Here is a 21,484-nt window from a genome sequence, read left to right as displayed (position 1 = left end):
GTAATTCGAGGGTTTATTGGCGTATACGCCAAATCCTACGAGCCTACAGTTAAACCGTCCACCCAATAAGGGTGTGAACATGCAGACCAAGGAGATAGCGTCATGACGTTGCAGATCGGTTTTCTGTTGTTTCCACAGGTGCAGCAACTGGACCTGACCGGACCTTACGATGTGCTGGCTTCGTTGCCGGATGTGAAGGTGCATTTGATCTGGAAGGACCTGGTCCCCGTGACGGCAAGCACCGGTCTGGTCCTGAAGCCGACCACCACGTTCGATGACTGCCCCGACCTGGATGTGATTTGCATCCCAGGAGGCAGCGGCGTCGGGCCATTGATGGAAGATCCGCAGACCCTGGCGTTCATTCGCAAACACGCCGCCAAGGCACGCTATGTAACCTCGGTGTGCACCGGCGCATTGGTACTCGGCGCGGCGGGATTGCTCAAGGGAAAACGTGCGACGACCCACTGGGCCTATCATGAATTGTTGAGCCTGTTGGGCGCCATTCCGGTTCGGGACCGGGTGGTACGCGACGGCAATCTGCTGACCGGTGGCGGGATCACGGCGGGGATCGATTTTGCCCTGACCCTGGCCGCTGAGTTGTACGACAAAGACACTGCGCAATTGGTGCAACTGCAACTCGAATACGCGCCCGCACCACCCTTCAACTCGGGCGACCCGCAAACCGCGCCGAAAGCCGTGCTGGAGGAAGCTCGTCGGCGAGCTGCCGCCTCGCTCAATCAACGCACACTGATCACCGAACGCGCAGCAGCACGTCTCGGTTAAGCGCTTGGTCAGGTCCGAAACAGACCTTTACAACGCCCATAAAAAAACCCGCCGAAGCGGGTTTTCCAAGACCATAACGACATCCTGTCGCTGCATTCCTTGCAAATGGTCGGTCATCCATGACCCTGAGCGCGTCCTGCGCTGCAGTTGATGGAGTCAGATTAGGCCTGAATCCACAGGCGCAAAAGACGACATACCATCGGCCGCGCGTAAGCCATTGGCTATACGTCAGGTCCAGCCCCAATGGGCCATTTCCTGCAGGCAAAAAAAAACCCGCCGAAGCGGGTTTTCAAGACCATGACGACATCCTGTCGCTGCGATCCTTGCAAATGGTCGATCATCCATGACCCTGAGCGCGTCCTGCGCTTCAGTTGATGGGTGTAGATTACGCTTCGGATCCAATCTGAAACAGGAGACATAGCTGCTACTTCGTGTAAGACATTCGCCATTACAGCACTTCCGAAACCCCTTAGAGACCTCAGGTCTCAAGCACTTGAGGTGCGAGTTTCGGCTCGCAATTCATTGTTCGACAAAGGATTTCAGACTCACCAACGCGTGGTCCCACTGCTGGCTGATCACTTCCAGCGAGCGGCGGGCCTCGTCCAGTTGCGTCGGCTCGAAGACCCAGCGGCGCTCACGCCCCCGCTTGGTGTCACGCACCAGGCCGGCGTCAGCCAGCACTCGCAGGTGTTTGGTCACAGCCTGGCGACTGATGTCGGTGCCGGCGGTCAACTGCGCGATCGACATTGCCCCGCCACCACACAACACGTCGATCAGCCGCAGCCGGGTTTCGTCGCCAAGTGCGGCGAAAGTCAGCGCCGAGCGGCCCAGCGCAGTGGTGGTTGACGGTGTATCCAGCGTTAAGGCGTCAGGGGGTGGCAAGGTACGTCTCGATGTTGGTCATTTGATCTTCCCAGCCGCGACTGTTCATGCGGAAAGCTTTCAAACGGCGTTCTGCCGGAATGTTATCGAAACCGGACTCGACAACCCTCAGCAACGTACCGCCCTCCATGTCTTCGAGCTCGAACAGCACCAGGGTGGTGGGCTCCGACGAATAGTCCATGTCCGGATCCACTGCATACGGATGCCAGCGAAACGCAAATACCCGCTCGGGCTCGACCCGCACCACCTGCACGTCCCAGACCAGATGTTCATAGCCCGGATAAGTGATTTGCCCCCGGGTTCGCTCACCGGCAACAAAGCGTTTGCCCTCGAGCGCGACACCAAACCACTTGCCGAAGGACTCGGCATTGGCCAGGGCGCGCCAGACGGTGGAGCGTGGAGCCTTGAGCAGGATCTTTCTTTCGATGCGATCTGATGAGTGCATAGGTCACCTCCTTTGATGAACACTAGGCCCGGATAGCTGAATGCGCAACTTTCTGGTTGCATAAAACATTCGGACAGGCTTTACCTTTCTGTCATGGCGCCTGGAAATGCTAACGTCGCCAGTGAACTGGCCCAGAACAAGGATGCTTCATGTTGCTTACCCTTTCGGAGCGTTATCGCGGCTGCCTGCTGGGGCTGGCTTGCGGCGACGCCGTCGGTACAAGCGTAGAGTTCAAACCGCGCGGGTCGTTCCCGGCGCTCACCGATATGGTAGGTGGCGGCCCGTTCAATCTGAAACCGGGCCAGTGGACCGATGACACGTCGATGGCGCTGTGCCTGGCCGAAAGCCTGCTCACAAAAAATGGTTTTGACGCCTTCGACCAGATGGGGCGTTATCTCAATTGGTGGCAATGGGGTTACCTGAGCTCGACTGGCGACTGCTTTGATATCGGCATGACCGTGCGCGAAGCCCTGACTCATTATCAGGAAACCGGCAATCCATTCGCCGGATCGACCGATCCGTTCAGTGCAGGTAACGGTTCGCTGATGCGATTAGCGCCGATGGTGCTTTTCTATTTCCCTGACATCGATCAGATCAACGTGTATTCCGCTAGCAGTTCCAGAACCACCCACGCCGCCCCGGAAGCCATCGAATGCTGTCAGCTGTTCGCCGAATTGATTTGCAGAGCATTGCAGGGCGCGTCGAAATCGGACTTGCGACACCTGGGCCACAGACACTTTTCAGAACCCAAAGTCGCCGCGATTGCCGGTGGCGACTATCTCGCCAAACCAAAATCCGAGATCGTGGGTACAGGTTACTGCGTTGCCTCGTTGGAGGCGGCGCTGTGGTGCTTCCATCACACCGACAGCTTTGAAGACGCCGTTCTGCAAGCCGCCAACCTGGGTGATGATGCTGACACTACCGCCGCTATTGTCGGGCAGTTGGCCGGAGCTTTTTACGGCGTTCAAGCAATCCCCGGGAACTGGCTTGCGAAGCTGCATATGTTTGATGAAATCGGGGCGATAGCTGACGCATTGCTGCAAGCATCACTCACCCGACTTAATGACTGAATACACGGACACAAGGAGTGCCCAATGCCCACTCTCCACGGCAGTTGCCTATGCAAGGCCATCGCCTATGAACTCGACAGCCTCGACATGCCGATCAGCCACTGTCATTGCCACACCTGTCGCAAAGCGCATGCGGCGGCGTTCGCATCTACGGCCGGGGTCATGCGTGAGCATTTTCGTTGGGTCAAAGGTTTGGATAAGTTGTCATCTTTCGAGTCATCACCCGGCAAGCTGCGGCACTTCTGCTCGCAGTGCGGCTCGCACCTGGTGGCCGAGCGTTTGGCTCAGCCGCATGTGATCGTGCGGGTGGCGACGCTCGATGATGATCCGCAAATGTCGCCGCAGGCGCACATCTGGACCTCTCACGATGTGCCATGGCTGGCTTATGAAGGAATGACCGAGTCTGCCGAATAACCACCGCCACGGGTTGCACAAGTGCGGCGACTGCACTTCAATCAGCCGTTTAACTCCTCGAAGACCCACGCGAGCTTTCCATGCCTCCACGCTTTTTACTGGCACTTGCGCCGCTGCTGCTGGCGCCCTTCGCCCACGCCGACGACTGCGCTAACGCCGCCGACCAACGCACAATGAGCGAGTGTGCCGCCAAGGATTACAAGAAGGCCGACACTCAACTCAACGCCCTCTACAAGCAGATCAATGACCGCTTGAAGGACAACGTCGAGAGCAAAAAACTGCTGGTCGGTGCACAGCGTGCCTGGGTGGCGTTCCGCGATGCCGAGTGCGAGTTCTCGGCGTCCGGGGTGGCTGGCGGCAGCGTTTACCCGATGATCTACAGCAACTGCCTGGCCGGGTTGACGCTAAAACGTGTCGAGGCCTTCAAGACTTACCTCGAGTGCCAGGAAGGTGATCTGAGTTGCCCGGTTCCCGGGGTTTGATGCTCGAGCGTCTGTAAGGGCCTCTTCGCGAGCAGGCTCGCTCCCACAGGGGAATTCGGTCGTACACTCATTTCGTGTACACCCGATCCAGTGTGGGAGCGAGCCTGCTCGCGATAGCGTCCGTGCGGCCACCGCGATTACCGGATAAACACCTGCGCCGTGGTAATCGCCATGTCGCCGCCCGGCATTTTGATGCTGCCGATCTGTTTCAGGCTGTCGGCATCAAAGATCGCCACGTCATTGAAGGTCCCGGCCAGATAGATCTTGCTACCGTCCTTGTTGAAGGAAATGCAGTAGTAGGAGTGATCCAGGTTTGCCGACTGCAGCAGCTTCTTCTGCTTGATGTCGTACTTGGCCAGGCGATTGAGCACGCCGAACATCAGGTTCGGGTCTTTCGGCGAGCGCATGCCGCTGAAGTAGATCTCAGTCAGCGGGCCGAAATCGGTGGTTTCGGTCTTGCCGGTTTTCAGGTCGATGCTGAACAGGCCATAGAGGTTTTCGGCAGTGGCCGGGTCCTGTTTCTTGTCCTTGAATTTAGCTGTGGTGTAGAGCAGCGAAAAGTCGTGCCGGTACGTCTGCTGGTTCCACACGTAGAGCACGTCCGGTGCGCTGTAGTTCGGACGTTTCCAGTGACGACTGGGGATCAGCACGTCGAACTTGCCGGTCTTCACGTTGACCTTGTAGATGTCCGCACCCGCCACATACAGCGTGCCATCGTCACCGCTTTGCATGATGGTCAACTGGCGCGGTGCCGGGAAACTGCGAACCGGCTTCGCGCTCATGCCGGCATCGGTGGCGTAAACATCCAGCCGTGGCGGCTGCACTTCATAGTGGTCATTGAGCATCAAGGTCGGGTTGGCGACGGTGTATAGCTCCTTGCCGTCGTGACTGAGGGTGAACGCGAACATCGACCGCGCCTTCTCTCCCGGATGCTGGGTGATGCTGGCGTGGAACACCTGCTTGCAGTTGTCGAGTTCGACGCCGTAAATGTCCGCGTAGTGGTTGTTCAGCACGTAGGCGGTCTTGCGGTCCGGTGACAACTGAATGGTGCCGGGGCCAAAGGCGTCCGGCAGTTTGCAGGTCTTGTACAGACTGTCGGTTTTAAGGTCGATGACGTTCAGGTTGTTCGGGTAATTGGTGGTCAGCATGTACTCGTGACCATTTTGAAGCACAGTGTTTTCATCGGCCAGAACACTGAGTGAGCAGATACTCAGGAGGGCAGAAGCGGCCAGGCCGCAGGCATTGATGCGAAGCATGCTGGAATCCTTCTTCGGTCCGATTACTTGTCTTTAGGGAACACGGTGCCCAGGTTGCGCCAGCTCTCGTTGGAAGCTTGGGCGTCCTTGTTCCAGTCCGGGTAGGTGCTCATCATGTCCGGCACCTGGGCCGGCCACCAGCAAGGGTCGGAACAGCCATAAAGGTCAGCTTCCATCGGCTGGCACAGCGACGACACACCGCCAAAGGCGTCGATTTCCCAACCCGGATCGGTGGTCGAGGCGCAGCCGGCGACGGAACTCATGGCCACCACTTCTTCGATACGGTTTTCGGCCGCGGCCTGATCGAGCTTCTGCGCTTTGTTATTGATTGCCTTGAGATGTTTCATATCAGTGAGCCTTGCGCGGAGTGATGTAACTGCTGATAAACGCAGGGTTGTGAGCCATGATCCGGGTGTAGACCTCAATGCCGAAGTCGACCCAGTCACGCATCAGTTCGCAGTAGTGATAGGTCGGATGAGTCGGGTCGCCATAACGGGCGTAGCTCTCGTGGTAGCAGCCGCCGGAGCACAGGTTGCGGATCTGGCAGTCTTCGCAGCCGGTGTTGGTCCGGTCCAGGCGCTGGGACAGGAAATCGTTCAACTCAACCTGTTTCACGCCGCTGTGGACGTTGCCGAAGGTCGGCAATGACGAGCCGGTGAAACGGTGGCAGAGGTTGAGTTCGCCCTTGTGATCCACCGCCAGCATCTTCAGCCCGGCGCCACACGGCAGGGCTTTCTTGTGGCCCTCGTGGATGTCGGTGATCAACTGGTGCAGGTTGGAGAAACCGATGTTGCGATGCTCCAGCGCCGCTTGCAGATAACGCCGGCCGAGTTTTTTCATGTTGGCGAAGACCTCGATCAGTTCGTCGCTCGACAGGTTGAAGCTGCTGATGTCACCCGAGGTCACCGGGGCAAAACCGACTTCGGCAAAACCCAGCTCGTTGAACAAGTGATCCCAGATGGTTTCGACGTCGGTGACGCCAGTGGTCAGGGTCACACGCGCGCCGACCGGGCGGCTGTTATAGCGCGACAGCAACATCTCGGCCTTGCGCCGGACCACGTCATAGGTGCCCTGCCCGCCCACGGTGATGCGGTTGCGGTCGTGTACGGTTTTCGGTCCATCGATGCTCACCGACAAACCAAAGCGATGGGCATTCAGGTAATCGACCGTTTCCTCGGTGAGCAGCGTGGCGTTGGTGGTCATGACGAACTCGACGAACTTGCCGGCCTCGCGAAAACGCTTCTCGCAATAATCGACCATGTACTCGATCAGCTTGCGGTTGCTCAACGGCTCGCCACCGAAGAACACCACGGTGAAACGCTCTTCGTCAGGGGATTCGCGCAGCAGCATTTCCACTGACGCGACGGCGGTGTCGACGTCCATCTTTTTACCGGCGGACGGCTTGTCGAGGTCTTCCTTGTAGCAATAGGTGCAGCTCAGGTTGCAGCCGGTATTGACGTTGAGCACCACGGTGTTGATCGCCGTGCGTTCGACCCGTTTGGTGCCGATGTCCGGGGTCAGCGGCGAGCCGTCGCTGACCAGTTCCAGGGAGATCAACTCGCGCAGGGTTTCGCTGATTTCTTCACCGTTGAAGCGTGCCGCCAAACGCTCGATCAAGTCCTCCGAGGAACAGCCGGGACCGCGCAAGGTATCGATGATGGTCCCGGTCAGTTCATCACTGGCGAACAGCGAACTGCTGGGGATATGGAACAGCATGCGGTCGGCATCAACGTGCACTTCATGCAGATTGCGCTCGACCAGATTCAAAATGGCGCCCATTACAACCTCCTGTGCAAACCCCGTTTGGCGAGGCCTGCGGTCATTCCTGAAAAGTGTCTGAAACCGTTACGTCAGCCAGTTCACGTTTTCAAATCAGGGAATGGGTGGATTGTTCCAGCGTTGTACGGTGACGATCATGTGGCCCTCGCCGGTCAGGGATTTCCCTGCATCGTCGACGGCGGCTATCACCTTGAGGTTGCCGGCGTTGTTGGTGGACATCTTGCGCGCCGGGTTCGGCCCCGCATCGCCCGGGGTGAACACGCCGCTGTCGGCCTGCATGGTCCCGGCGAACTTGACGTCCTGATCTTCCTTGGCGCGGTCATCAAAGGCTTCGACCTTCCACTGTGCCGGGAACACACCGATGCGATACGGCTTGCCATCAACGCCTTTGCCCCAGGCTTCAGCGTCAAAACGGCCCTGGACTTTCGGCGTCGAACCGCCGCCCTCACCGATCCGCGCCACCGAGAATTCCGGCACCACCTTGACCTCGGCAATCTGGCTGTAAACCGCCAGCGTCGCGCCTTTCAAGTTGCCAATCGTGACCTCGCGCGCACCTGGCTTGGCATCGGCGGCGGCTTTGAGCCTGACCTTGATGCGCTCCGGACTTTGCTCCAGCACTTGCGCCACTTGCACACCACTGCCGAAGTTCGGCGTACCTTGCAGACCGCTGCCGATCAGGGTCACCTCGGTTTCGCTGCCGGCCTTGAGGTAACCCGGCTGCACCGCCAGCAAACGGCTGGAGCCTTGTTTGGCGGCGATAAAGTCGAGGCCGCGTTCATCGTGCTCGGCTTCGAACATCCGGCCTTGCAGCTCGGTGCCCTTGGCGGCAAACACCTGACGCATGACCACGCCGTCGATGGTTACGTTGCCGCGCCATTCATACCCGCTGTAGAGGATTGCACTGCCGTCGCCGTTGAACGGGCTGCCATCGGCGTATTGGCCTTTGACTGTGACCTTGAACTGGTCGGCGCCCGAGGCGCTGACGCTCATCACGCCGGCCAGTTCACCCTTGCCCGGCAAGTGGCCGCTGAAACTCCAGTCGCCCACCAGCGCGTCGGCTTTCGGCGCGGTTTTCTGCCAGCTTTTCCAGGCCGGATTGTCCAGCGGATAGCGCTTGGCCAACAGCGGCACCATGTCTTTACGGGCAATGTCGAACCAGTCACGGTCGCGGGCCAGCGCCTGGTATTCCAGGGACGGCCATTGGCCGAGGTGGAAGTTCACCAGACGTTCCCACTCCTGGGCCGGTCGTCGTTGCAGGGCGATTCGCGCGCCGGAGTGGCAGCGACCGCACATCTGACTGGTCTGGTCATCGAAATGCTCGACGGTGTTGAGCCGACGCTCCAGCGCATAACGCACGCCATCGGTTTCGCTCGGCGCCAGGCCCTGGGTATCGGCGAGGTATTTGACCAGCGTGCGACGGTCCTCATCACTGATCTGCAAACCGTGCATGGTCTGCATCCGCGCAATGCTCATCAGCCAGCCTTCGGGGGTTTTGCGCTGGTGGCTGATACGGCTCAAGGCATTGCCGGCTTCAGGGGTATGACAGCCCTGACAGGTTTCCTTGAGAATGCTTTGGGCGTCACGCGCCGCCATGCTTTGCGGAGCATGCAGGGCGGCACACGCGGCAAGCGCCAGCAGACTGGCGCTCATGCCTGATCGGAGTTTTCTCTTCATCAACGTCGAACCTCGCACGGTGCTTTCTTATTTTTTGAATGATCGTTTTCAGGGTCTCTGCCGTCGGCGAGCCGGTCGCTGACGGTGGCAGGAGAAACGTCTGCGAAGGAGCAATACACGGAGCGTGCCAGCTTATTAATAGTCTTTAAAATCAAGTAATTGGCGAGAAATAATGGATTTTTATCAGCGCTGAGAAAGGTCAGCGGCGTCTAATATCGCGACAACTGTTGCACTCTGAGACGAGCATAGATGACGCCCTGCGTATACGATGGGCAGCTATCCGCTTAACCGCTTCAGCTACGGGAACTGCGCCATGCTCAATGCTTTGCTCTTCGACCTCGACGGCACCCTGACCGACACCGATGCGCTCCATCTGCTGGCGCTGCAACAGTTGTTGCTGGAGGAGGATGGCCGGGTCTTCAGCAAAGCCGAGTTCGAAGCCCACGTCAGCGGTCAAGCCAACGCCAACATGTGTCGCTACCTGTTCCCGGACCGCTCGGTGGCCGAGCGCGAAGCGTTTGCCGAACGCAAGGAAGTGCGTTTCCGTGAGCTGTCGCCGCAACTGACGCCGATGGCCGGGCTGGTGCGGTTACTGGATTTCGCCAAGGCTCAAGACATCGGCATCGCCGTGGTGACCAACGCGCCACGGGCCAACGCCGATCACATGCTGCGAGCGCTGGGCCTGCGTGAGCGTTTCGAACATATCGTGGTCGCCGAGGAACTGCCCCGCGCCAAACCCGATCCCCTGCCCTACCTCACCGGCCTCGAACGTTTGCAGGCCAGCGCCGAAGTGACCCTGGCGTTCGAAGACTCGATCCCCGGCCTGACAGCGGCAGTGAGCGCCGGGATTTTCACCGTCGGCCTGGTGACCAGCCAACGCCGCGAGACGCTGCTGGCAGCCGGCGCGCATCTGGTGATCGAGGACTTTGACGATCCGCAGCTGTGGGCGGTGATTGATCGCATGTTGAGCCGTCAAGGGTTATAGCTGTCTCATCCGTGTCTCAGTTTGCAACAGCACGGTGTGTTCCTCTCTGCGGCTTTTGGCCCTGAACCCCGCTGAATAAAGCCCTCCGGCAAACTGGCACAACCGTTGCGAAAGGCCTCGTCACACGAACAAGACGAGGTCTTACCATGCCACTCCCTTATCTGCTTCCTGCCGTTTCGGCGTTCATCCAACGCGCCCCGCGCATGCTGATCGGCGCCGAGTGGGTCGAGGCCGCCGACGGCCAGACCATGCCCTTGCACAACCCGGCAACCGGCGAAGTGCTGTGCGTTGTCCCGAAGGCTACGCCGGACGACGTTGATCGCGCGGTGCTTGCTGCGCGTCACGCGTTCGATGATTCGGCCTGGACCCGCACCCGACCTCGGGAGCGGCAAAACCTGTTGTGGAAACTCGCGGATCTGATGGAACGCGACGCTGAACTGCTCGCGCAGCTGGAATGTCTGAACAACGGCAAAAGCGCGGCGGTGGCGCAGGTCATGGACGTGCAGTTGTCCATCGACTTCCTGCGCTATATGGCGGGTTGGGCGACCAAGATCGAAGGCTCCAGCGTCGAAGTCTCGCTGCCATTGATGCCCGACGATCAGTTCCACAGTTTTATCCGCCGTGAAGCGGTGGGAGTGGTCGGCGCCATCGTCGCCTGGAATTTCCCGCTGCTGCTGGCCTGCTGGAAACTCGGCCCGGCCCTGGCGACCGGTTGCACCGTGGTGCTGAAACCGGCGGATGAAACGCCGCTGACCGCACTGAAACTCGCCGAGCTGGTGCTGGAAGCCGGCTACCCGAGCGGAGTATTCAACGTGGTCACCGGCACCGGCATCACCGCGGGTTCGGCGCTGACCCACAACCCGCTAGTGGACAAACTGACCTTCACCGGCTCCACCGCCGTCGGCAAGCAGATCGGCAAGATCGCCATGGATTCCATGACCCGGGTCACCCTGGAGCTGGGCGGAAAATCGCCGACCATCGTCATGGCCGATGCCGACCTCGGCAGTGCCGCTGCCGGGGCGGCCAGCGCGATCTTCTTCAACCAGGGCCAGGTCTGCTGCGCAGGTTCGCGGCTCTATGTGCAGCGCAAGCATTTCGACAATGTGGTGGCCGACATTGCCGGCATCGCCAACGCGATGAAGCTCGGCAATGGCCTGGACCCAAGCGTTGACATGGGCCCGCTGATCTCGGCGCGCCAGCAAGAGCGGGTGTACAACTACATTGAAATGGGCCGTGAAAGCGGCGCGACCATTGCCTGTGGCGGTGAGCAATTCGGCCCCGGGTTCTTCGTCAAACCGACGGTGATTGTCGACGTCGATCAAAAGCATTCGCTGGTTCAGGAAGAGATCTTTGGCCCGGTGCTGGTGGCGATTCCGTTCGATGACGAGGCCGATGCATTGCGCATGGCCAATGACAGTCCGTATGGCCTGGGGGCGAGTATCTGGTCGAACGACCTGGCGGCCGTGCACCGGATGATTCCACGGATCAAGTCCGGTTCGGTGTGGGTCAACTGTCACAGCGCCCTCGACCCGGCATTGCCGTTTGGTGGCTACAAGATGTCTGGTGTGGGTCGGGAGATGGGGTATGCGGCGATCGAGCATTACACCGAGTTGAAGTCGGTGTTGATCAAGCTGTAATCATCGGGCCCTCCAGACCGCCATCGCGAGCAGACGGAACGCCGCCCGGCTGCTCCCACATTGGATCTCCAGCGTTCACCCGATCCCTGTGGGAGCGAGCCTGCTCGCGATGGGGCCAGACCGGTCAATACACATTTCAGGGTTTAAATCCCTGCCCCAGCAACCACCCGCGCACCACCCGCCCCTGCTCCACCGTCAAACCTTGCAGCGCCTGGTCAGCCGGCTGGGTTCGCAACCGTCGCACCAACGGCGCCAACTCAACCCCTTGCACATGCCAGATCCCCAACGGCTGATCCGCCGTGATCACCACCTCGGCTTCGTCGACAAACCCATCGCGCAGCACCGGCGCCCGCTCAATGCTCAGCGAAGCAAAGTCGGCGGGTGCATGAGCAGGCGTAGCGTCCGGCCACTGTCGACGCGCACGCCAGAACGGTTGCTCCGGCCAGCGCAGTTCATCGGCATAAAAGTCCCGACCAATGCGCGCAAAACGCAAGAACAGCTGCTCGACCCGTTGTTGATGGAAGCGCTGGGCCAAGGCCGCCCGCTCAGGTTTAGCCAGCAAGGTGTTGATCACCACCGGTGCTTGCAAGGCTGAGGACAGGGATTGAAAGATGCCGTTGCCTGACAGCGGATCGACCGCCATGGCCGCATCGCCAACCCGAATCCAGTTATCGCCGCACACCTGCTGATTGAGAATCGCCGTGCTGCTGCGGGCGTGCAGTTGCAGGTCGGTTTCAGGCTGCGATCCGAAAAAATCGATGGCCAACGACGAGTCCTCGCGGCGCTGGCGACAGTAGTCGAGCAACTGCGCCTTGCCCGGCAATTCGGCGCTGGCCACGTCCACGGTCAACTGCCAATAACATTGACCGTCGGCCCGCCGTGCCATCCAGGCCCAACCGTCCGGCAGGCTTTCCACCGCGCTGGCGGTGCTGCCTGGTGCGCCCTGCCAACGGTTGAGCAGGCTGACCGTCTCCGGTCCGCGCAGTCCTTTGCCAAGTGCTGGCGCCTGACGACCACGGGCCTCTACCAGAAACTCGCTGTTCAGCTCAGCATGACCTTCGACCTCAACCCGATGACCCGACGCCTGGGAGTGAACCGCCAACACCCGGCCTTCGATCAACGCGACACCGGCCAGGCGCAAATCCTCACGCAGGCCGCGATCAAAGCTCGGCCGATCCAGCAGAAACTCGATGTTTTGCGCATGCTGCTGGCCGTTCCACGACACCTGTCGCTGCGATGGCAACGCCACCTGCGCCAGTGCCTGATTCAAGCCGGCACCGCGCAGGGCTTCGAGTACCCGTTGCGAAACGCCTTCAAGCGCCGCAAATCGGCGCCAGTCGCTGACCAGCGTCACCGCATAACCCAACCGGCGCAGACCCAACGCCACCGCCGCGCCCGCAGGCCCGGCGCCGAGAATCAGGATGCTGCTCATGTCCAGACTCGCTGCTCAGGGCCATGATAACGGGCATTGTCTCGTAGCCATTCAAGGACCTGCGCATTGCTCGCATCGAGGTGTCCGGCAAGAAAATTGGCGATATGCCCGGTCAACGCCGCGCAACCGAGACTGGCACCGGATTGCCCTGGGTACATGCCCTGAACACAGGCGGCAAAGTCGGCCTGCTGACTGTTGAGCCACGACCATTCGTGTTCGCCGCAACGGGCATCGCCAGTCACCCGCAACACCTGCGGGTAACTCGCCGGGTACACACCCTCGCCTTGCGCCGGACTCGAGGCACACAGCAAAACACCACGGGCCAATGCTGCCGAACAGGCTTCACGCAGCAGGCTGCGGTCTTGACGCAAGCCCAGGCTGAGGTTGATTACTCGAACATCCTGCGCCACCAGCCAATCGATCGCCGTGGCAATCTGCAAGGCGCTGGTGACGCCACGCTGGTCGAACACCTGCGCTACGCAAAACCGTGCAGAGGCTGCACGCCGGCTGATTGCCTCGACGACTGCGCTACCGTGGCCGAGCGGATCGTCACGCAGCTCATCATCGGCGAGTCCGTCTTCGACCAGGTAAAACCGTCGCCCGGCACTCACTTGTCCGCGTTGTGCCACGGAATGTCCGCTGTCGACCACGCCAATCCTTAGCTCAAGCTTCATGCAGCACCTTAACCTGCGTTAGCACGCCGTCGAACAACTCAAAGCGCAGATCCGCATCGGCCAGGGTTGAGGGGCGATGGCTGATCAGGATTCGTGTACGTCCGGCAAACAGTCGATCGATGGCCTCGATGACTTCCCGTTCAGTGGCCTCATCGACCGCCGAGGTGGCTTCATCGAGCACCAGAATCAGCGGATCCTGCAACAGCGCACGGGCGATGGCAATCCGCTGTTTCTGCCCGCCGGACAACTGCTGACCGCGCTCGCCCAACGGACTGTCGAGGCCTTCGGGCAGGGACGCGATCAGACTGTCGAGCTGCGCCAGCCGCGCCACTTCGGCCACTGCCTCACGACTGGCGTCCGGCACCGCATAGGCGAGGTTATCCGCCAGGCTGCCGCGAAACAGTACGATGTCCTGGCTGACCACGGCGATCCGCCGACGCAACTCGAACAGCGCCAGCTCGCGCAGGTCGATCCCGTCCAGCAGCACCCGACCGGACTGCGGGTCGTGATGCCGCTGCAGCAGGTCGATCAGCGTCGACTTGCCAACCCCGGAGCCGCCGCTCAGGGCAACTTTCAAACCGTAGGGAATCCGCGCTTCGATCCCGCGTAACGTCGCCGGGCGCCCGGGATGGTTGAAGTGCACCGCCTCAAAATACAGCTCACCAGAGCTCGGCATTGGCTGCGGCGTGGCCGGTGTGACGACGCTCGGTTGTTCACCGCGCAGCTCCATCACTCGACCGAGGCTGACGGTCATCCGTTGAATCGCCACGTACAACCCGAGCAAGCTCTGCACCGGCCCGACCGCCATCCCCAGATACGTCGAAAACGCGATCAACGCACCGAGCTGCCACGTGCCCTGGACCACCCAGTAACCACCGATCAAAAACGCACAGGCCCGCGACAACGAAGTCAGTGTGCCGGGCACCGCCTGGGTGAAAAATTCGGTGACTTGCAGGCGCAGCAACTGGCTCATGTAGCCCTGCCCCAATGTTTCGAGGCGTCGTGCTTCGCGCTGTTGCTGTCCGGCGGACTGGATGAATTTCATCACTGGCAAGGTTTCGACCATGAACGAGGACATGTCCGCCGAACGCTCACGCAACTGCCGCACATCACGCTCGACCTTGCGCCGCATCCAGCGTAGCCACAGCATATCCAGCGGGATCAAAACCAACGCCAGCAACGAGAGTTTCCACGACAGGGTCAGCAACATCGCCACTGCGCAGACCAGACCGATAACGCTGGAAACCGCCGAGAACAGCGAGTCGACAGCAAAGCGCTGGATCTCCGCCACATCACCGTCGAGGCGCGACATCAGGTCGCCGATCCGCCGTTGTCCGTAGAAGCCCGGCGACAACGTCTGCAAATGCCGATAAAGGTCGTCGCGCAGGGCAAACAGAATCCGCCCCGACAACCGTGTGTGCAGGTAGCGATTGATCCCCGACAACGCCGTGCCAAGCAATCCGGCGACGATCATCAACCCCGCGATCAGCACCAGCATGGAAAAGTTGTGCGCCAACAGTCCATCGTCGATCAGCAACTTGGTCAGCCAGGGCTGCACCAGCACCAGCAACGAGGCGCACACCGACAACCCGAGCAGCCCGGCAATCGCCAGCCGATGCGGGCGCACGAAGCCGTACAGCCACTGTAAGGCGGCGTCCAGTGCCTGGGGGTTGTGACTGTCGACCAGCCTGACGATCAAGCGCCGCATCAGTTGCGCAACTGTTTGAGCTTGCGATACAGCGTCGCGCGGCTGATGCCCAGCGCATCGGCCGTTGCCGAAACGTTGCCGTGATGATTGTCGAGGGACTGGCGGATCAGCTCCAGTTCGTTCTCGCGGATACTGCCGCAGGTTGAGCGCTCGCAGGCATTCAACTCGTCGAGCATGCTGTCGGGCAAATGCTCCAGACTCAGCACGGTTTCACCGGGTTCGCGCATCGCCAGCGCGGTGCGCAGCACCATCTCCAGCTGACGGATGTTGCCCGGCCAGTGGTATCCGGCAAGCAAGTTGCTCAGGTCGCCCTTGAGCTTGACCGTCGGGGCATCCAGTTTGCCGAGCAGACGGTTCACCAACTCACTGAAATCATCGCGTTCACGCAACGCCGGCAGCATCACACTGATGCCATTGACCCGGTAGAACAGGTCTTCGCGAAAGTGTTTGTCCTCGACCAGACGCTTGAGGTCGCGGTGAGTCGCACAGATCAGCGCGACGTCGATGTCTTGCTCTTCACCGGCACCCAGCGGTGCGACCTTGCGATCCTGCAACACCCGCAACAGGCGTGCTTGCAGTGCCAGCGGCATGTCGCCGATTTCATCGAGGAACAACGTGCCGCCATGGGCCTGTTGCAAGCGGCCGATCATCCCACCGCGCCGCGAGCCGGTGAACGCCCCTTCGCGGTAGCCGAACAGTTCCGACTCGATCAGGCCTTCGGGAATTGCCGCACAATTGACCGCGACGAAGGGTTTGTCGCAACGGCTGCCGGCCATGTGCAATGCCCGGGCGATGACTTCCTTGCCGGTGCCGGTTTCACCCAGCAGCAACACCGGCAACTCATTGGCCAGGCCTTGCCGGGCCATCCGTAACGCACGCGCATAACGCGCATTGCTGCCGGCCAGGGATTCGAGATCGGGTTGAGGTTTAGGATTTTTGGCGACGCTGCGCGGTGTGCTGGTGACATTGATCGAGCGCTGTGGCGCGCGTAGGGTTTTGTAGAAAAACTCGCCTTTGGCGGTTTGCAGACTGCCGATCCCGCCTTGCTGCAGACGCGCCAGCAGTTGCAGGCCATCGACCCCGAGAAACTCTTCGCAGCGGTGACCAACCAAGGCTGAACGCTCGGCATTGAGCAACTGACAGGCCTGGGCGCTGACCGCCAGAATCTGCCCGCCGAGGCTCACCGCCAACAACCCTTGCCAGGGCGATTCGAGGTACTGTCGACGGCTATGAAAGGCCAGCACGATCTGTTCGGGGAAGCTGGCGTTGAACACCCGGCTTTCAATCTGACTGACCGCCATCGCCAACAACGCGGTGCTGTCATGCGCCCGGCCCAACGGGCCTTCGCGGGTCAGATCGAGTACACCAAGGATGTCGCCTTGAGGGCAGTGAATCGGCACCGAGCTGCAGGAGAAATCGCTGAGACGATCGAGGTAATGTTCGCCACAGTCGATCAACGTCGGTCGGGCTTCCACCAGCGCAGTGCCGAGGGCGTTGGTGCCGCGTGCAGCTTCACTCCAGCAGGCGCCCAGGGTGATGTCTTGCAGGCCACTGCCCTTGAGGCGGTCGGCGCGGCCTTCGACCGCGAGAATGGTCGCCTCGGAATTGGCGAGGATGATCAACCCTTCCTTGCCCTGACGCTCGGCCAGGTAATCGATGGCCGGCATCGCGGCGTCGATCAGCAAGCGATTGCTCGCCAGCAACACCTCGAGGCTCGCACTCGATTCCAGTGCCAGCTCATGCTTGCCATTGAAGTGCACGCCATGGCTTAAGCTGCGCCGCCATGAGGCATCGATTTCAGCGCGCAACACCCCGTTCGGGACTTCGCCTTCAAGGTGAAGTTTCTCCCGAGCCAGCCGGGCTTCATGTTGCGGTTGTGGCGTTATTGTTTTTATAAGAGTCATCAAGCGCTCCGGATCGGTCCGCCCAGTCTCTGGCCGGGTCACTTCCCGACATGCGACGAAGCACGCATGCCATGGGGAAATATCTACCCGGTTCAGGTGGCAGTAAAGGGAAGTTTGCCCGATACCTCGGACAGCCCTTCCCTCACGCAAAACCTGCGCCATGGGAATTCGGCGCCAGCGCCTATCTTTACGTTAACGTCAAGAGACTGGCAAGTGCCGTAGAGCACCTGACCCGGTGTTCATGAGCAATAGGACTCGCGCTGCGATTCGATCAGGGTCAATGCCGCCGACCAGGCCAGCTCGATGATGTTTTCGGCATCGTCCTGTTCGAATTGTTCAGCCGTGTGAACACAGACCTCCGGCGACGGAAAATTCAGCTCACACCCGCCCGCCAACGCCTGTACCTGCGCCTGGCAGGCACGCTCCAGAAAGTAAATTTCCTGGAACGAGTGAGCCACACTGGCGCCGCCCACCAACAGTCCGTGATTGCGCAGGATCATCGCCTTGTGCGGTCCCAGATCGGCAATCAACCGCTCGCGCTCATCCAGCGACAAAGCGATACCTTCATAGGTGTGATAAGCCAGCTTGCCGTAGAACTTCAGCGCGTGTTGAGTGATCGGTAGCAGGCCTCGTTTCTGTGCAGCCACCGCCATGCCCGCCGCCGTGTGGGTATGGATCACGCAGTTCAGATCGGGGCGGGCCATGTGGATCGCAGAATGGATCACGAAGCCCGCCGTGTTGACTCGATGATCCGCGTACGCCGGATCGACAATTCGGCCCTGCTGATCGATGCGCACCAGATCCGAGGCGCGCATGCGATCAAAGATCACCCCGTAGCGATTGATCAGGAAGTGATGCTCGGGCCCTGGGATCCGTAATGTGATGTGGGTGTCGATCAGGTCAGTCATGCGAAAGTGCGCGACCAATCGATATAGGGCTGCCAACTCGCAGCGGGCCTGCCATTCAATGGTGTTCATGTGCTCGGGCTTATTCACCAAATCACCTCTTTTTGTGTGTGATGGCGAGCGGGCTGCCCTTGAACGGGCAAAGCGCAGACGCCGGGTATCAACAGCACGGTGTGCTTGTGAGCTTTATCGCGGCCGGGCTAGGATTAGTCAATTTTCAAATTCTTAACCTAACTATTAGCCTGACTAATAGCAGGATTCCTTATGCCCTCCCCCCTCTCCCAATCCAGCCGCCGCTTTCTCAATGACCGGCTCGACTGGAACCTGTTGCGCACCTATCTGGTGATCGCCCAGGAAGGCAGCATGAGCCGCGCTGCTGCACGCCTGCACATCACACAATCGGCGGTGAGCCAGGCGCTCAAGCGTCTTGAAGAGCAACTCGACTGCGTGCTGATTGTCCGCAGCGGCCGGCGTTTCGACCTCACCGAAACCGGTGAAGAAGTGCTGCGTATCGCGGCCGATGTCTATGGTGATATTTCGCGCCTGGGGCCGGTGATCGAGAGTCCTCACGATGACGTGGTCGGCAAGGTGCGGATCCTGACCATCAGCGGTATCCAGTCCGCGCACTACGATAAGTTCCTGGCGGACTTCCATGAGAGCCATCCGAATGTCGAACTGGAAGTCGAGGTGATGGGCAGTTCGAACATCATCAGTGCCCTGCTGCAAAAGACTGCGACGGTCGGCGTCGGCTTATCCCGACTACCGCAGCCGCGGCTGGAGCAACGGGTGCTGTTTCGCGAGCGTTATGGGTACTTCTGCGGCCAACGCCACCGATTGTTCGGGCAGACAAATCTGAGGCTGGAACAGCTCGCCACCGAGCACTTCGTCAGCTTCACCAGTGACCAGTTGGGCGGCAATCTTTCACCGCTGACGCTGTTTCGCGACCAGCAAGGCTTTACCGGCAAGATCGTCGCATCATCGACCAGCTTCGAAGAGATACACCGATTGATCTGTGCAGGGTTTGGGATCGGCTGTTTACCCGTTCACCTGGTGCAGCGAGATGTCGAGCAGGGGTTGCTATGGCGTTTGCCGCCTGAGGAGGGTGTGGTGGATCTGGATATTCGGTTGCTCTGGAATCGCGAGCAGAAAATGACTCAGGCCGAAACAGTGTTCCTGGACAGCTTCCAGCACCTGCTCAACAGGCATGAGCAGGTGCTGTAGCTTTCAGCGCGTCAAACGTGAGGATCGCTGGGTGGTTTGCTCGGGCTCGCGTATTGCGGCTTCAGATGGCCGTCCTTGTCCAGCAGCCACGCATCCATGATCTGCCGCACTACAGGGCCAGCAACGCGACCGCCGGCCTCGCCGTTCTCGATCATCACCGAGATCACGATCTGCGGATGCTCGGCCGGGGCGAAACCGACGAACAAGGCGTTGTCACGGTTACGCTCGCGGGTCTTCAAACGGTCGTAACGCTCGCCCTGTTTGATTGCCACCACTTGTGCGGTGCCGCTCTTGCCTGCAATCCGATATTGCGCCCCCACCGCCGCCGCACGGGCGATACCGCGCGGATCGTGCATAACCATCTGCATGCCGTGGTTGACCTGCTCCCAGTCGTGCGGATTCTTCAGCAGGATGTTCGGCATCGGATGCTCATCCACCGGCGCTACGCCGTCGATCGTCTTGGCCAAACGCGGTCGGTTCCACACCCCTTTGTTGGCGATCAGCGCAGTCGCCTGAGCCAGTTGTAGCGGTGTCACTTGCATATAACCCTGACCAATCCCGAGGATCACCGTTTCACCGGGGAACCACGGCTGACGGCGAGTAGCGCGCTTCCATGCCTGGGACGGCATTAGCCCGGGAGACTCTTCGAACATGTCCAGCGAGACTTTTTCGCCAAGGCCGAACATCGTCATGTAATCGTGCAGACGATCGATGCCGAGTTTGTGCGCCAGGTCGTAAAAATAGGTGTCGTTGGAACGCATGATCGCTGCGTCCATGTCGACCCAACCGTCGCCGCTGTGATTCCAGTTACGGTATTTATGGTCGAAGTCTGGCAGTTGGTAGTAACCCGGATCGAAGACCCTGGTGGACGCCGTGACCACGCCAGTGTCGAGCCCGGCAATCGCCACTTCCGGCTTGATCGTCGAGCCTGGCGCATACAACCCGCGCAAGACCCGGTTGAACAGTGGGCGGTCAATGGAGTCATGCAGCGCCGCGTACTCCTTGAAACTGATGCCGGTGACAAACAGATTCGGGTCAAAACTCGGTTTGCTGACCATTGCCAGCACTTCACCGGTTGCCGGATCGAGAGCAACCACTGAACCACGGCGGTCGCCCAGCGCGTCTTCTGCCGCTTCCTGAAGCTTTACATCGAGGCTGAGCACGATGTTTTTTCCGGGGATCGGATCAGTGTGCTTGAGCACTCGCAGTACCCGGCCCTGGGCGTTGGTTTCGACCTCTTCATAGCCGACATGGCCATGCAGCTCGGACTCGTAGAATTTTTCGATGCCGGTCTTGCCGATCGACTGGGTACCGCGGTACTCGACGGTATCCAGTGCCTTGGATTCTTTTTCGTTGATACGCCCGACGTATCCGATCGAGTGGGCGAAATGCGCACCCAGCGGGTAGTTGCGCACGAACTGCGGCTCAACGTCGATTCCTGGCAGGCGGAACTCGTTCACCGCCAGTGTCGCAATCTGCTCTTCGGTCAGTTCGTAAAACAAGGTGACTGGAACAAAGGGATGGCGTGCCTGCTTCATCGCCTTGTCAAAGAGCGTGCGGTCTTCAGCAGGCAAGTGCAACAGACTAACCACCGAGTCCAGCTCGCCTTTCACATCGGTCGCGCGTTCGCGGGTAATGATCAGGTTGTAGCTTGGCCGATTATCGGCCAGCAGTACGCCGTTGCGGTCATAGATCAGACCGCGAGTCGGGGTTATGGGCAGGACATGCACCCGGTTGTTTTCAGAGATCGTCGAGTGATAGTCAAACTCGACCACTTGCAGGACGTACATGCGCACAACCAGCGCGCAGGTAATGGCAACCACGAACAATGCGCAGGCCAATAGGCGTTTGTTGACCAGGCGCGTTTCTTTTTCGTGGTCCTTGATCGGGATCGGTTCGGGCATTTCTGCAGCAACTCTTTGACCGGGTTAAACGCCATTCCCTGCGCGTGACATCAGTCCATTAAAAAACGAGCTGCACCATACCAAAAACTGCGCGGCCACTTTAGGGGTAATTTCCCAAGTGATTGTCCTTGACGGCCAAAACGACGGTCGGACATTGGTGCAGCCGATGAGCACTTTCTTGCAGGCAAAACAAAACCCCAACTGCTTTCGCAATTGGGGTTTCGGAATTTAATCTTGACGATGACCTACTCTCACATGGGGAAACCCCACACTACCATCGGCGATGCATCGTTTCACTGCTGAGTTCGGGATGGGATCAGGTGGTTCCA

The 21,484-nt window shown here is 59.9% G+C and carries 19 protein-coding genes and 1 rRNA gene; 7 read left to right on the top strand and 13 right to left on the bottom strand.

The features are described from left to right. Positions 1 to 102: 102 nt before the first annotated feature. The gene (gene inhA / locus AC1DHT_RS19195; RefSeq protein ID WP_427539678.1) at positions 103 to 783 is read left to right on the top strand and encodes an isonitrile hydratase; all 681 of its coding nucleotides are present in this window, start codon (positions 103 to 105) and stop codon (positions 781 to 783) included. 519 nt (positions 784 to 1,302) lie between these two features. On the opposite strand, the gene AC1DHT_RS19190 is transcribed toward inhA, so the two are convergent. Together AC1DHT_RS19190 and AC1DHT_RS19185 are read right to left on the bottom strand one after the other, a co-directional pair. Beyond that, positions 1,303 to 1,665, bottom strand: coding sequence for an ArsR/SmtB family transcription factor (locus tag AC1DHT_RS19190; RefSeq protein ID WP_427539675.1), 363 nt, complete (start codon positions 1,663 to 1,665; stop codon positions 1,303 to 1,305). Then, complete coding sequence (locus tag AC1DHT_RS19185) at positions 1,652 to 2,110, bottom strand: SRPBCC family protein (protein ID WP_427539672.1); 459 nt, start codon at positions 2,108 to 2,110, stop codon at positions 1,652 to 1,654. The genes AC1DHT_RS19190 and AC1DHT_RS19185 overlap by 14 nt, the downstream gene beginning before the upstream one ends. Before the next feature lie 149 nt (positions 2,111 to 2,259). On the opposite strand from AC1DHT_RS19185, the gene AC1DHT_RS19180 reads away from it, so the two are divergent. From AC1DHT_RS19180 to AC1DHT_RS19170, 3 genes are all read left to right on the top strand, one after another. Continuing rightward, positions 2,260 to 3,180: an ADP-ribosylglycohydrolase family protein gene (locus AC1DHT_RS19180; RefSeq protein ID WP_427539669.1), complete on the top strand. Its 921-nt coding sequence runs from the start codon at positions 2,260 to 2,262 to the stop codon at positions 3,178 to 3,180. Between the two features lie 24 nt (positions 3,181 to 3,204). After that, complete coding sequence (locus AC1DHT_RS19175) at positions 3,205 to 3,594, top strand: GFA family protein (RefSeq protein ID WP_427533842.1); 390 nt, start codon at positions 3,205 to 3,207, stop codon at positions 3,592 to 3,594. Positions 3,595 to 3,674: 80 nt separating this feature from the next. Further along, positions 3,675 to 4,076 carry a lysozyme inhibitor LprI family protein gene (locus AC1DHT_RS19170; RefSeq protein ID WP_427533843.1) on the top strand — a complete coding sequence of 134 codons (402 nt, stop codon included), beginning with the start codon at positions 3,675 to 3,677 and terminating at the stop codon, positions 4,074 to 4,076. A 137-nt stretch (positions 4,077 to 4,213) separates the two neighbouring features. On the opposite strand, the gene peaD is transcribed toward AC1DHT_RS19170, so the two are convergent. The 4 genes from peaD to peaA all read right to left on the bottom strand — a co-directional run bounded on the left by peaD (position 4,214) and on the right by peaA (position 8,785). Further along, positions 4,214 to 5,332: a quinohemoprotein amine dehydrogenase subunit beta gene (peaD, locus tag AC1DHT_RS19165; RefSeq protein ID WP_427539666.1), complete on the bottom strand. Its 1,119-nt coding sequence runs from the start codon at positions 5,330 to 5,332 to the stop codon at positions 4,214 to 4,216. 23 nt (positions 5,333 to 5,355) lie between these two features. Beyond that, positions 5,356 to 5,679: a quinohemoprotein amine dehydrogenase subunit gamma gene (gene qhpC / locus AC1DHT_RS19160; protein WP_054596428.1), complete on the bottom strand. Its 324-nt coding sequence runs from the start codon at positions 5,677 to 5,679 to the stop codon at positions 5,356 to 5,358. A gap of 1 nt (position 5,680) precedes the next feature. Next, positions 5,681 to 7,111: a quinohemoprotein amine dehydrogenase maturation protein gene (gene peaB, locus AC1DHT_RS19155; protein WP_427539663.1), complete on the bottom strand. Its 1,431-nt coding sequence runs from the start codon at positions 7,109 to 7,111 to the stop codon at positions 5,681 to 5,683. Positions 7,112 to 7,204: 93 nt separating this feature from the next. Then, complete coding sequence (gene peaA / locus AC1DHT_RS19150; protein ID WP_427539660.1) at positions 7,205 to 8,785, bottom strand: quinohemoprotein amine dehydrogenase subunit alpha; 1,581 nt, start codon at positions 8,783 to 8,785, stop codon at positions 7,205 to 7,207. A gap of 313 nt (positions 8,786 to 9,098) precedes the next feature. On the opposite strand from peaA, the gene AC1DHT_RS19145 reads away from it, so the two are divergent. Beyond that, complete coding sequence (locus AC1DHT_RS19145) at positions 9,099 to 9,770, top strand: HAD family hydrolase (RefSeq protein WP_427539657.1); 672 nt, start codon at positions 9,099 to 9,101, stop codon at positions 9,768 to 9,770. Between the two features lie 146 nt (positions 9,771 to 9,916). Next, positions 9,917 to 11,407 carry an aldehyde dehydrogenase family protein gene (locus AC1DHT_RS19140; protein WP_427539654.1) on the top strand — a complete coding sequence of 497 codons (1,491 nt, stop codon included), beginning with the start codon at positions 9,917 to 9,919 and terminating at the stop codon, positions 11,405 to 11,407. Between the two features lie 136 nt (positions 11,408 to 11,543). Here the strand turns inward: AC1DHT_RS19140 and qhpG are convergent, their stop codons facing one another. From qhpG to AC1DHT_RS19115, 5 genes are all read right to left on the bottom strand, one after another. Next, a complete protein-coding gene (gene qhpG, locus AC1DHT_RS19135; RefSeq protein ID WP_427539651.1) occupies positions 11,544 to 12,839 on the bottom strand; it encodes a flavin-dependent monooxygenase QhpG in 1,296 nt (431 codons plus the stop codon). Further along, the gene (gene qhpE / locus AC1DHT_RS19130; protein ID WP_427539648.1) at positions 12,836 to 13,513 is read right to left on the bottom strand and encodes a subtilisin-like serine protease QhpE; all 678 of its coding nucleotides are present in this window, start codon (positions 13,511 to 13,513) and stop codon (positions 12,836 to 12,838) included. The genes qhpG and qhpE overlap by 4 nt, the downstream gene beginning before the upstream one ends. Next, positions 13,503 to 15,221: an ABC transporter ATP-binding protein gene (locus tag AC1DHT_RS19125; RefSeq protein ID WP_427539645.1), complete on the bottom strand. Its 1,719-nt coding sequence runs from the start codon at positions 15,219 to 15,221 to the stop codon at positions 13,503 to 13,505. The genes qhpE and AC1DHT_RS19125 overlap by 11 nt, the downstream gene beginning before the upstream one ends. Further along, positions 15,221 to 17,125, bottom strand: coding sequence for a sigma-54-dependent Fis family transcriptional regulator (locus AC1DHT_RS19120; RefSeq protein ID WP_427539642.1), 1,905 nt, complete (start codon positions 17,123 to 17,125; stop codon positions 15,221 to 15,223). Before AC1DHT_RS19120 ends, AC1DHT_RS19125 begins: the two co-directional genes overlap by 1 nt. A gap of 239 nt (positions 17,126 to 17,364) precedes the next feature. Then, positions 17,365 to 18,120 (bottom strand): class II aldolase/adducin family protein, encoded by a 756-nt coding sequence (locus AC1DHT_RS19115; RefSeq protein WP_442114781.1) that lies wholly within the window; start codon positions 18,118 to 18,120, stop codon positions 17,365 to 17,367. Positions 18,121 to 18,294: 174 nt separating this feature from the next. Between AC1DHT_RS19115 and AC1DHT_RS19110 the strand changes: the two genes are divergently transcribed. Beyond that, positions 18,295 to 19,251 (top strand): LysR family transcriptional regulator, encoded by a 957-nt coding sequence (locus tag AC1DHT_RS19110; RefSeq protein ID WP_427539636.1) that lies wholly within the window; start codon positions 18,295 to 18,297, stop codon positions 19,249 to 19,251. Between the two features lie 11 nt (positions 19,252 to 19,262). On the opposite strand, the gene mrdA is transcribed toward AC1DHT_RS19110, so the two are convergent. Together mrdA and rrf are read right to left on the bottom strand one after the other, a co-directional pair. Beyond that, positions 19,263 to 21,155, bottom strand: coding sequence for a penicillin-binding protein 2 (mrdA, locus tag AC1DHT_RS19105; protein ID WP_427539632.1), 1,893 nt, complete (start codon positions 21,153 to 21,155; stop codon positions 19,263 to 19,265). Positions 21,156 to 21,387: 232 nt separating this feature from the next. Then, a 5S ribosomal RNA gene (gene rrf / locus AC1DHT_RS19100) occupies positions 21,388 to 21,484 on the bottom strand; the annotation flags it as partial.

It is taken from the genome of Pseudomonas sp. 05N432, assembly GCF_056396945.1.
The sequence above is the reverse complement of the archived record's forward strand: the minus strand, read 5'-3'. Positions and strand labels throughout refer to the sequence as shown.